The 10,601-nt window shown below is 61.2% G+C and carries 7 protein-coding genes; 2 read left to right on the top strand and 5 right to left on the bottom strand.

Annotated features, from left to right (window positions below; all coding sequences use genetic code 11):
• Positions 1 to 87: 87 nt before the first annotated feature.
• From KA184_12165 to KA184_12155, 3 genes are all read right to left on the bottom strand, one after another.
• The gene (locus KA184_12165; protein MBP8130324.1) at positions 88 to 1,662 is read right to left on the bottom strand and encodes a hypothetical protein; all 1,575 of its coding nucleotides are present in this window, start codon (positions 1,660 to 1,662) and stop codon (positions 88 to 90) included.
• A 329-nt stretch (positions 1,663 to 1,991) separates the two neighbouring features.
• Positions 1,992 to 2,666, bottom strand: coding sequence for a lysoplasmalogenase (locus KA184_12160; protein MBP8130323.1), 675 nt, complete (start codon positions 2,664 to 2,666; stop codon positions 1,992 to 1,994).
• Between the two features lie 114 nt (positions 2,667 to 2,780).
• Positions 2,781 to 3,836 (bottom strand): MBL fold metallo-hydrolase, encoded by a 1,056-nt coding sequence (locus KA184_12155; GenBank protein MBP8130322.1) that lies wholly within the window; start codon positions 3,834 to 3,836, stop codon positions 2,781 to 2,783.
• Positions 3,837 to 3,985: 149 nt separating this feature from the next.
• On the opposite strand from KA184_12155, the gene KA184_12150 reads away from it, so the two are divergent.
• A complete protein-coding gene (locus KA184_12150) occupies positions 3,986 to 6,739 on the top strand; it encodes a hypothetical protein (protein ID MBP8130321.1) in 2,754 nt (917 codons plus the stop codon).
• A gap of 171 nt (positions 6,740 to 6,910) precedes the next feature.
• On the top strand, positions 6,911 to 8,245 hold the full coding sequence (locus KA184_12145; protein MBP8130320.1) for an MFS transporter: 1,335 nt from the start codon (positions 6,911 to 6,913) through the stop codon (positions 8,243 to 8,245).
• Between the two features lie 85 nt (positions 8,246 to 8,330).
• On the opposite strand, the gene KA184_12140 is transcribed toward KA184_12145, so the two are convergent.
• Together KA184_12140 and KA184_12135 are read right to left on the bottom strand one after the other, a co-directional pair.
• Positions 8,331 to 9,212, bottom strand: a complete 882-nt coding sequence (locus KA184_12140; protein MBP8130319.1) for a hypothetical protein — start codon at positions 9,210 to 9,212, stop codon at positions 8,331 to 8,333.
• A 27-nt stretch (positions 9,213 to 9,239) separates the two neighbouring features.
• On the bottom strand, positions 9,240 to 10,601 hold a 1,362-nt coding region (locus tag KA184_12135; GenBank protein ID MBP8130318.1), incomplete at its 5' end, for a Gfo/Idh/MocA family oxidoreductase.

Here is a 10,601-nt window from a genome sequence, read left to right as displayed (position 1 = left end):
TAACGTCCTTTTCTGAAAAGCTATGCTTTGTATTTATGCTGGCACTTGGTTGCCATGGATCCGGCCCCGCAACAGCCATAATCGGCGCTATGGCACGTATCGCGTGAGTTCGACCACGTCGTCCAGTACGGTCGAGCCGGGCGCGGATGTAATGACCGCCTTGAAGGTATGCGATCCTCCGACAACGTCAATGGGCTGCCTGATCTGCACGGTATTCTCGTTGCGTCCGGCCCCGGCGGGCACGTGGTCAATCGACTGCGCGCCGACCGGCGCGCCATCCGCAAATAGTTCGACGGTCACGCTTCCCGAATCGACGCTGCCGACATTACTGACGGCCAAAACCAGTGACTTGTCGCCGTCCGGTTCCTGCGAGATCCACAAGCTCTTTTCCATCAAGGTCACGCACGGTTTGATCCAATACTCGAAGCAAAGTTGGTCCGCCTTTTGTTGCACGGCGTCGTGGTGCTGATCGGTTGCCTCGGTGCGCGTCAGCCCGTAGCTGCCGTAACCGCCGTTGTACCAGCCCACGCCCCGCATTTCGGGGAATTTATGGCGGATGAACCGGATGACCTGTTCCAGTTCACCCACGTCCGTGCGGTCGGGCCGCTCCGAAGTGTCAAGGCCGAACAAAGTATAGCAGTCATTCGCGTAGGCCGGTTGAAACATGTCCATGGCGCGCACATACGGCTCGACGCGCGACTCCAGCGCCGCATATATGTCCTGACAGCCGAGCTCGTCGGGCAGCGCGCGCCACAAATAGGTCTCAAGAATCAACAGATCCGCCCCCTGCCGGCAATAGGCGGCAATCTCGGGCCTCAGGCTCCCGCCGTTCCAGACGGCAAAGAACCGCCTGGGCATGTTGGCTTTTACACGGGCAAGCGCTTTCACCGACGCCACGGACGCGCGCAGGGCAAACGATTCCGGATAGCCGCCTACCTCGTCAATGCCGAATCCGAATACGTCCGCTGTCGACGAGTACCTCTCGTAGAACAAGCGCTCGAATTCGGCAAGCACCGCCTCGGGGTCCGTCTTGGCCAGCTCCTTATCGTAATTGGTCCAGCTCATGCCGCCGTATTCCCAGGCCAACGGCATGATGCCCCGTTCCAGAACGCGCTGCGTCTTTTCAGCCGACGTGATGCACGTGCACCACCGCGTGCACGCCGACTCCCGGTACCAGGGAAAATGCAGTTTCCGCCCTTTTCCCGTCACCACGACCGGCAACACCAACTCGGCTTCATTATCCGACTCGCATGACTCGGCCACCGCGTTCTCCGGATCGATGCCGGCCCGTACCGTAAAGAGGCCATTGTGACCGGATTTCCACGTAACGGCCGCCTCTGCGCTGGGCACGCTCGGCGGAGCGTCTTTCTTCTGACCATCATTCTGGACGGCCGGGCTGGGCGTCAGCCCGAGCTGTTTCTCAAAGACCGTTTCTCCGGCCGCATCCAGGATCGCAATTCGCGCGGACGGCTTCTGTTGCGCGCCGCCCTCACAAACAGCGCGGATGGTTATCGAGATTTCCTGCCCCACGTGGGGTAACAGCGGGTTCGTAAACAAGCCGCCCGTAAGATACGGCTCGGACGTGATGCTGTAATTCGGGGCGGCCGCCGCAACGCATGCGCCCAGGGACATAACGCAAAAAAACACCATTACTCGTGACATAGCGAGGTAATCTCCCGTGTGGATTTAGGCACGCAATTCAAGGAGAGCATAGCGAAGTCCGCCGGTTCTTTTCTCGTTACCAAGTTGCACTTGGTAACGTCCTTCTCTGAAAAGCTGCGCTTTGTATTAACGCTAGCACGTGGTTGCCATGGACCCGGCCCCGCATCTCTGGGCATGCTGCCCTTCTTGAAGTGCAGCTTCGCGGGACAAATCCGTTGCCAAGTGCAACCTGGCAACGAGTTAATGCCTGCCGCCGCACATTCCCCACTTCTTCTTCGCGCCTTCGCGCCTTGGCGTGAGCAAAATTCTTCGCCCATTTGAAATGAGCGCTACGCCTCGCGCCAACGGTTCCGGGCGTACACGCTCATCGCGAATATCAGGCAGGCCGTGTAGTACAGGGGGTAACAGAAGCGGCCGATCTCCGTTGGGAAGCCAACAAATCTCCAGCCGGACACGAAGATGTCCGACACGTAGATGATGAGCGCGCCGGCCACAATGAGGCGGCCGACGCGTCCTTCCGATGCGCCCGCGGCGGCCAAAACCATCGTCGTGATCAGCGTGGCATAGGTGCAGACAGCAAGAATCTCGATTGGCCGTTCGACGTGCGGCAGCAGCCATCGGAGAATGACCGTGAGCACAATCGCCATGGGGACGACGGCCGTCGCGACGCGTTTCCACGCGATTCCTTTCGCTGCAAATGCGCAAATGAACGCGACATGGGCCAGGCAGAACGCGCACAGGCCGCTGAGGAAGTAGTCCCCGCCAAGCACATCGCCGGTCCAGCACGCGGCCAGCCCTGCGAGCATGCACCGCCCATAGCCTGACCGCAGCCCGCCTCCGGCAATCGCGACGAGCACGAAACCCGTCGATGCGCCCAGTACACAGGGAACGTGCAGGCGGCCCCATCCCCCACTTGCGGCCAATGTCACCCCGACCGCATTGACGGCCGAGATGACTGTAAACACCCACGGCCACACCCAATCGCAGGATTCCCGATTGCTCACGCGATCCGCCCTCGCCTACATCCACATGGAAAGTCGAACTATATATTCGACTGCCCTACCCGACCGCCGGTTTACACGATCGCGTTCCTGCGCCGAAGCATCCCTTCTTCCGGCCTACCGGCTTCCCTTCCTGGCCTCCGCCACATCGATATATTCACCCCACGTGAGTACCGATGCGTCCCCGTGCCGGGCCGTCATACGCAGGAGCGCATACGATTGCCAGAAAGCGGAGGCGTTTCCCCGCGCTTCTCCCGCGGGCCGGTGGCCGAACTCCCAGTTGTGGCCCGGCAACCATAACGGGGCCAGCAACGTGTCGATCTCGCCCGTGAGCGTGACGCCGCGCCAGTACAAGGGGCTCCCGACCATAACGTCGATCGTCCGCCCTTTCTTCACGAGCACGTTGAGCCAGCCGTACCACTGCAACGCGCAGTTGATATCGCCCTTCGCCGCAACCGTGATTCCCTCCGGCGTCGTGACCACATAGCCGTAGCACGGCGTCCCGGAGGAATGCTCAATGTTGTTCCATTGGTGATCCCACAAGACGTTCACTTCGAGCACGCCGATCCGCAATCCCTTGCCAAGGGTCTGTTCCGGCGTCACAATCGGCTCGGCCCAAACCTCTCCGGCCCAGACCTCCTTTGCGCTCGCCGTCGTGACTACCGTCTTCCCGCGCTCGACAAGTGCCCGCATCAATTCGTAATCTACGTGATCGCCGTGTTCGTGCGTGTAGAACGCATAATCGATGAGATCCGCCAGCGCGGCCACCTCGTCATCCCTCATGCAGAAGGAAACACCTTCCTCTTCCGGTGTCTGATGCAGATCTTCATTCGGCCCCTGATCCAAATCGATGGAAAACGTGCACGTCGGCGTCTGCACAATCGAAGAACTCGAATACAATTGAAAACAGCGGATCCCCTGCTTCGGCCGCTCCGCCTGCAGCGTCTGAATCACGCGGTCTACGGCGCGGCGGTAATACGCCACACGTTCCTGCGACTCCTCCGAGTCCGGTTGACCAATCCATTCATCCAGCGCCTCGACGGCGCCCTGCCGCGCCGCTGTTGCCTCCAGAGAAGGCGGCGAGTCAAGCAACGCCTGCCATATTCCGTCCGCGCCCGACGCGGCTGAAACGCCCGATAACATCATGCACGCCCAAAACCCGATACTGCTCATTACTCGATACTCCGTCATCCCTTTCGGCTTCTTTTCCGAAAAGCTTTGCAGGAGACATCCTACTCAATTCCCTTCTCTGCCGCGACACCGATGGACTCTTATCCGCATGCGCGTGGTATGCTGTCACGAGTAACAGAAAGGGACCAGCAATGCGGAAGTCTGTCCTCGGCGTATTCACCCTGCTTTCGTTGGTTTCCGCCGTTCACGCGGATACAACCTATGACCTGAGCACGGCGCGGCTTGTCATTACCGGCCAAGGGCATGCGCGGCTGGAAAGCGACAGCGGCGCGTGGCCTGAGACGCCCGCGCCGGTCGTTCAGCTTGGGTCCAGCGGAAACCTGTTGCCCGAGTCCATTACGGCCACCCCCGACCGGTTGACGGCCGCCTTTCCCGGCGGTGCGCTCCTGGAATATGCGGTCCGGCCCGGCCACGGCTTTGTCGTGTTCGAACTGACCCGGCTCGAAGCGCCCGCGGACGCGAGCCGGCTGACGCTCTTTTCGCTGGCCGCGCCGCCGGACGCCCAACTCGTGGATACGCTCAATGCCGCCCGGACTTCCACGCACACGGCGGCGTTGCAGGCGGCGACCGTGAACGTGCATGCATTCGCCGATGCAGGCTCGCATACGCTGAACGTCGAGACCCTGGCGCAGCATGGCCTGCAACCGGCGCGATTCGGCCTCGTTATCAGTCCGACCGAAACGTTCTTTGATGTGATGGAAGCATTCGAGCCCGCGGCCGGGCTACCGTCACCACGCCCCGGCGATGCCTGGAACAAGCGGTCGCCGTGGGCCAAGCGCTCGTATCTCTTCATCACGAACTTCAGCGAAAGCCAATGCGACACGGTGCTCGATATGCTCCGCCGCGGCGGGTTCGGCATGCTCCTGATCGGCCAGGAATCCTGGGCCAATGGTACCGGCCATTACGATATCAACACGGCGCATTTTCCGCGAGGGCTCGATAGTCTGCGCGACACAATCCGACGGTTCAAAGAAGCCGGAGTCACGACCGGCCTGCATTTCCTCAGTGCTTCGGTCTATCCGCCGGACCCCTACATCACGCCCGTGCCCGACCCGCGGCTCGTGAAGAATGCCACCGCGGAACTGGCGGCCGACATCGATGCAAAGGCGGATCTCGTCCCCACGACGACCGCTCCGGAGGCCTTCCCGGCCAAAGATGGCGGATATCTGGCTGATGGTTCGCTCCTCCAGATTGGCAATGAGATTCTCCGTTACACAGAACGGAAGACAGACGAGCCGTTTGGATTCACGGGGTGCGAACGTGCTATCCACGGAACGGAGGCGGCGGGCCATGCGCAGGGCGATACGATTCATCACCTCAGACAGTCCTACGGGTATTGCCTGTACGACATGGACACAACCCTGATCGACGAGGTGTCCGCCAATTTTGCGCGCGTCGCCAACGCCTGCGATATCGACATGATCTACTTCGACGGCTCGGAAGCGTTGCAAGGGGACCACTGGTACTACAACGCCAAGATGCACCAGGCCTTCTTCGAAAAACTCGCGAAGAAGGACATCCTCCTGCAGGCCAGCAGCTTCAGCCACTACTCGTGGCACATTCTCTCACGCAGCGCTTCCGCGGACGGCCACGGCGACATCAAGGGGTATCTCGACGAACGGGCCGCATGGTTCGACACGTTCACCCGGAACGGCATGCCTCTCGATATCGGCTGGTACTACGGCTACGACCCGAGTGCGACGCCCGACCTGTTCGAGTACGTGCTCGCCGCCAGCATCGGCTACGACTCGTCCATGTCCTTCCAGGTATCGGTTTCGACCGCATCCGCGCACCCGTTCATTAATGAGATTCTCGACCTCATCGGGCGCTATGAGAAACTGCGCCTTTCGGGCCGTGTCTCACCCGAAATGCGCGCCCGCCTCCGCATTGTCCCGGAGTTGTGCGGCACGAAGCCGGAGGATCAGACAGAGCTGCGCCATCTGCGCCGCGAATACCGCCTGCTTGACGAGGCAGGAACACAGGCGTTCCAGCGCGTTGTGTATGCGCCCTGGCACGATATATCACCCGGTGATGACACCTCGGCCGTCATGCAGTACAACGTCGAGCAGGGGCCTGCCACATTGGGATTTCAACTGCACGTGCCTCAGGGGCCTCCGATGGCGCCCGGCCCGGCCTACCGCGCGGCCGATGCACTTGTGCTCGAGACCTTCGATGACCTTGCCGCATACGCGCACCAGGCGACCCTGCCGGGCGTAACGCAACAGGTCACTATCAGCCCCGACGGCAAAGAAAGTTCATGCGCCGTGTTTTCCGCTGAGAGCACGCTCGACGACGCCAGCGGCTGGACCTTCTTCGGCAAATCCTTTCCGTCGCCACTGGACTTGTCGTGGCACCGGGCCATCGGATTCTGGATGCGAGGCGACGGCAAACGCGGCCTGTTCAAAGTGCAACTGCTGGATGGAACGAAGGCAGCGGATTTCTATATCGAAAACGACTACACCGGTTGGCGCTATCAACAACTGGTGCGCCCGCAACCCGATGTGATTGACTACACGCACGTGACGACGCTGAACTTCTATTACAACGGGCTTCCCGCCAAGACAGCCGTTGCCTGCGCCGTCGACGATGTCAAGGCGCTGCGCGTGGCCGAGAATACGGAAATTGTCAACCCGTGGGTCGAGGTCAACGGCCGGCGTCTTGCCTGGGTCGGAAAAGTCATGGGCGGGCAATATCTCTTCCTTTGGCCCGGCGAGCCCGTGCGCCTGTACGGCCCCGCGTCCGCGTCTCCGGAAACGGGAACAGAACCTGCCGACACGCTCGAACTGCCGCAGGGCGCCCACGAAACCAGGTTTGGCTGTGAGAACCTCGTTGCGCCCGTCCGCGTGCGTATTACGCTTCAGCCGCCCGAACGGCACATACTGTGAACAGGCATCCATACCGCTCGGGCTATGCATCGCCTGGTCCTTGAAAATCCGGGCGTCCGACCATAGAGTTACGCGGTCTCCGCATCACCCTGTTCCTTGGTCGAGGACAAGGCGTGACAGAACGTGCAGTTGAAAGGAACAGACATGCACCCGCAGGACCAGCAGGACGCGATGGCCGCAGAAGTCGCCGGGCGGTTCAAGTACTGGCAGTACCGCACGGTCATCGCCACCATGATCGGCTATACACTGTTCTACTTCCTGCGCAAGAATCTCAGCCTCGCAATGCCCGGCATGGAGTCCGAACTGGGTATAACCAAAACCAGCCTCGGCCTGTTCCTGACCTTGCACGGGCTTGTCTACGGGCTCTCGAAATTCCTGAACGGCTATTGGAGTGACCGCGTCAATTCCCGGCTCTACATGTCGGTCGGGCTTGCCTTGTGCCTGCTCGTGAATGTTGCGTTCGGTTTCGGTCCGGTCTTCGCCAAGCTGTTCACGGGATCCGCGTCCGGCCCGGCGTTCACTGCTGCATTGATCACCCTCTTCGGCGTCCTCTGGGTCTTGAACGGCCTGTTCCAGGGGAGTGGATTCCCGCCCTGCGCCCGCCTGCTCACGCACTGGATCCCGCCGAACGAACTGGCGACCAAGATGTCCATCTGGAACACCTCGCATTCCATCGGCGCCGGCTTGATCGTAATCCTGTGCGGTTACATCATGGCCTACGGCGGGCCCGGCGCGTGGCGCTTCTGCTTCTGGGCGCCCGCGTTGCTCGCCGGTATCGGCCTGCTCGTGCTCGTGATCGCGCTGCGCGACACCCCGGCCTCCGTCGGCCTCCCGGAGATCGCCGGCACGGAAGTGAAAGGCGCGCGCGCGGACGAACCCGTCGACCCGCAGTTTCTCCGCGAGCGGGTCTTCTGCAATCCTCAGATCTGGATGATTGGGTTCGCCAACTTCACCATCAATCTCGTGCGGTTCTCCGTACTGGACTGGGGCCCAACGCTCCTGAAGGAATCCAAGGGGCTTTCCCTCGACCGCGCCGGCTGGATGGTGGCGGCGTTCGAGATAGCCGGTGTCGTCGGCATGTTGGCGGCGGGCTGGATCACGGACCGCTACATGCGCGGGCGTGCGCCGCGCACGTGCGTGTTCTGTATGGCCGGTGCCGCGCTGGCGATCCTCGGCTTCTGGATGCTTCCGACGACCGCGCCGAAGTGGCTCCTGTTCGCGTCCCTGCTCGCGGCCGGCTTCTGTATTTACGGACCCCAGGCGCTCACCGGCGTGACCGCGGCCAATATCTCGACCAAGAAGCTGGCCGGCACCTCGATCGGCTTCACGAGTCTGTTCAGTTACGCAAGCGTGACTGTCTCAGGCGTAGGCCTGGGCGCGCTGGCCGAGAATTTCGGCTGGTACTACGCGTATACGGTCATGGTCGGCACGGCAGTCGTCGGCGCCATCATCTTCCTGCTGCTCTGGAACGCCAAAGCCAGCGTGTACGACGAACTGGCGGACTGATATCCTCGGCATTACATGCACCCGCCGGACGACTTGGAACCAACCTTCTCTCCATCTGTCGATCTGCGAACGGGGCACTGCCGCATCAAGCAGAAGAGAGTGGTTCATCACCGACCCCGGCGATCCAGTTCCGGGTCCATTCGACGGCTTCAAGTCCCTGATCACAGAGATGTGCTCCGCAAAAGATCATATCGCCGATGCGCTTCTCGCGAAGCCATTTGAGGCCTGTCGCACATTGCCGTTCAATCCGATCCAGCGGCATAGGCCGCCGTGGGCCGTAATCCCACATGTAGCACCCCATCTGCAGCCGCTTTCCCGGCGCAATTTCACGCAGCCTGGCGAAGTTTGCCTCCAGGCCCTCGAGTTCCTCGGCCGACCACGACCACAGGGAAATCGTATCGCACAGTTCGAGGTAAGGCCGCATGCGCTCGTTGAACTTGTCCGCCGTATATACGACAACCCCCAACTCGAGTCGCCGGCCGTCAATTGTCATTCTCTCACGAATTGCTCTCACCTCGTCTACCGTCATCGCCCCTTCCCGGCCCTTGCGCGCAAAATTGAAGAAATCGTCCATGTAGAGGCCGGTGATGTTCGGCATCGTGGCGGCAAGTCTCAGAACGTGTTCACGTTCCTCATCCGATGTGACGCCTGAACTTCCCGTGATCGACCATTGGAGCCTCTTTACCTCCTTTAACGACGCGGCGTAAGAATCGAATGGATACTCGGGCTTCCCGGCCGCCTGGATAAACATGATGTTCGGTGTGCCCAGATACTGCGCCGCATCCACCGGCGTGATGCGCGAGTTCCTGGGCAGGCCGAACATGCCGTCATACACGCCGGGATAGTGCGCCCAGAGCCAGAGCCGGTCCCGCACTCGTTCCGCCTCCGCGGCCCGTGCCCGTTCCGCAGCCAGCACCGCAAGTCCGGCCGTAACACTCCACCGCATGAAGTCCCGCCGCGTAACCAATGTGTTCCGCTCCTTCGGCATCGGGAATCACCAGACCTTCCATTCCTCGCGGTACGGCCGCGTCGTCATGGCCGTGGCTTCTTCGTCGCCGACAATCTGCTCGGCCTTCGGATCCCATTGGATGGGGCGCTGCACCTGGGCCGCGATATTGACCATATGCGCGATGGTATCACAGCGGATAGCCATCTCGACGGGGCAGACGGTCTCTTTTCTCGACTTCACGCAATCAATGAAATTGCGCACGTGGCCCTTCGACTCGTAGACGCGCTCGTCCTCCGGCTTCAGGTCGAGTTTCCAGAGTTTCTGGTTGCTCGCGTAGAACGTGCCAAAATTGAAATCGCCGATCCAGCCCTCGGTCCCGTGAAACACGACGCCGTCGCCGTCCTGCCATTTCTCGGGATAGTACTCCATCACCAACGGCTTCGCCGTCATCATGTCCATCATGTGAAGCTTGACCCCGTTCTCGTATTCACACTGGACGTCCCACCGTTCGAGGGTCCGGAAAATGCCCTCCGCCGGCACGCTTCCCGTTCCCTCGTAGCGGATCGGGCTGGTATGGTCCGTCCGATTACCCCACTGCGCAATCCCGAGCGGGTGAATCGCGCAGCCCGCGACAAACCCGAGCGACGTCTCCGGGCAATGGTACCCGCCCCAGGGCGTACACCGGTCGACCGTGTACGGCACCATCGGCGAAGGCCCCTGCCACACGTTGAAATCGAGATCCTCGGGAACGGGCACTTCCTCGGTGGACCCGTACGGCGGCACGTTGTACTGCTTCGTGTCGTTCAGCACATTGCGGCACCAGACATCGATCCGCTGCAGTTCGCCGATATACCCGTTGCGCACCAGCTCGACCATGCGCGGATACGACGACTCGGAGCGGTATTGCGTACCGAACTGGAAGATGCGCTGGTTCTCATTGACCGCACTCCGGAGCAGCTTCGTCTGGCCCAGGTCCAAGGTCAGCGGCTTCTGGCAGTAGATGTCCTTACCGTTTCGCGCCGCGGCAATTGCCATGGGCGTGTGCCAGTTATCATGTGCGCCGATACAAATGGCGTCCACGTCGGGCTGCGCAAGAACCTCGCGAAAGTCGTCGTATATGGTCGTCGTGCCGGCGCCGTAGTGCGCGTTCAGTTCCTCCGCCATCGCGATCCGGCGGGATTTGTACGCGTCGCAGACCGCGACGATCCGCACGTCATCCCACTGCTTGAGCCAGTTCTTGTGGTAATTGCCGATATTGCCGCAACCGACAAGCCCGACGTTCACGCGTTCAGTCGGCGCGTCTGCGCCGAAAACGCTTCGCGGGACGATTGCGGGCATCCCAAACGCTGCCGAAGCAGCAAGTCCGCGCTTGATGAATCCCCGTCTGCTGATGTCTTTCATTTGCAT

Source organism: Candidatus Hydrogenedentota bacterium, from assembly GCA_018005585.1.
Classification (GTDB): domain Bacteria; phylum Hydrogenedentota; class Hydrogenedentia; order Hydrogenedentales; family JAGMZX01; genus JAGMZX01.
Note: the sequence above shows the minus strand (reverse complement) of the source record. Positions and strands in the feature narration are given on the sequence as shown.